We start from the raw sequence: 1,521 nt of genomic DNA, 5'->3' as shown, positions 1-1,521 counted from the left end.
AAGTGATAAACCTGCCCATCCACCGGCAATCCAACTCCCTGCGCCACCTCATTCCACCAACTGATCTCCCTGATCCGCTCCTTTTCCGCCACCCAGTTTAAAAGTGGAGTCGAGCCGCTATGCCCCAGTACATCGTCCAGTGTGTCCCACTTATGGGGTTCATGGCGCCACTCGCTTTCGTAGTGGATGATCAGTTGCGAAAGCACCCTGCGCTTTGCTTCCTTATTTGCTTGAGCCAAAAAGTAATTTTTCCCACAGTTACTCAAAACCAGCTTTGGATTTAATGGGCAGTGGAAACTTCAGGCCGTCAATATCTGCGTGCACTCCACACACACCTAAACCGAGAGCCGTCGGATCTATTCCTTTCGAAAAGATTTCAAGTGAGTCTGCGTCTTTCTGCAAGAATATAGGTCAAAATTGTGTATTGTGAATAAGCTTTCCGTCCTTAGGTATCATATAAAACTCAAAGGAGCAGACACTTTGATTTGCCTGTGTACTGTGCAGCCTGACCAAGTAACCCAAATATTTTTTTTCTATTCTTAGCTCATCGACAAATTGTTCGGAGCAGTCGACGCCATCGTTGGGCGATGTACACAGCTCACTTTTTTTAAAGTAGTGCCCAGTCCATAAGAAATTCGATGCTATTTTTTTGGTAAAAAAAAATTCTTGAGCTGTTACTTTTGAATCTTCGTTTATTTGTTCGGCATTGAGCAAGGAAACATGCAACATCGAAATAGCAAGACAGGTAGTGGTTTTCAAGTTAATTGCCTCCCCTAAGATACCGAGCTCTATTCCTGCCCTGCTCATACTGTGCCAATTCCGGTGTTTCTTGAATGTACATCGCCAGTGCCTCTCTGCTGTTCTGTCGAATATAGGGAATTTGACGATTCCAGATACTACCTTGCTGATATGTTAAGTCCACTGCAATATCTCGTACGCGCTCATCTAGCTGCTCCCATGATATCCAGCCCGACATTACGTTTGAATTATATTGTTGTCGGGTAGCGGCTTCATAACGAGGATAAATAACAATTTCAAATAGGATCCTTTGAGCTCGTAATGAAATTATTCCATATGCATCACGGTTAGCGCTTACAAAATCGCGCGCGGAATTCCCGAACAGCCCCGCGCCACGAGAAAAATTCTCTGCGGAAGATATATCCACCCCTGCTGCAATTAGATCTGCTCGTACTGCATTCTGTGTCCGGTGTCGAATATCGTAGCCTCGCCCCAACGTCACTCCGGAAGCTCCACCCGGCCAATGTAAGCGTCGGCTAAAGTAAGGGCTGTTAGCAATGTCATTCCCTTCTGCGTCGAAAGTGACTTGCCCTCGCAATACAGTAAGATCATTACCCTGGCGTTGAGTGACATTCAGATTCCCCAGCAAAGCAAGAGGATGCAAGTGATAAACCTGCCCATCCACCGGCAATCCAACTCCCTGCGCCACCTCATTCCACCAACTGATCTCCCTGATCCGCTCCTTTTCCGCCACCCAGTTTAAAAGTGGAGTCGAGCCGCTAT

Annotated in this window: 1 protein-coding gene and 2 pseudogenes; all 3 read right to left on the bottom strand. The window is 46.5% G+C overall.

Features of this window, described 5'->3' with window-relative positions:
* Positions 1-206, bottom strand: a pseudogene (locus tag EJD88_RS27065) (hypothetical protein); the annotation flags it as partial.
* A 205-nt stretch (positions 207-411) separates the two neighbouring features.
* Positions 412-759, bottom strand: a complete 348-nt coding sequence (locus EJD88_RS02020) for a hypothetical protein (RefSeq protein WP_158876510.1) — start codon at positions 757-759, stop codon at positions 412-414.
* Between the two features lies 1 nt (position 760).
* Positions 761-1,521 (bottom strand): annotated as a pseudogene (locus EJD88_RS02015) (hypothetical protein); the annotation flags it as partial.

Source organism: Pseudomonas sp. PB105 (assembly GCF_009764655.1).
GTDB lineage: Bacteria > Pseudomonadota > Gammaproteobacteria > Pseudomonadales > Pseudomonadaceae > Aquipseudomonas > Aquipseudomonas cyclaminis.
The sequence above is the reverse complement of the archived record's forward strand: the minus strand, read 5'-3'. Positions and strand labels throughout refer to the sequence as shown.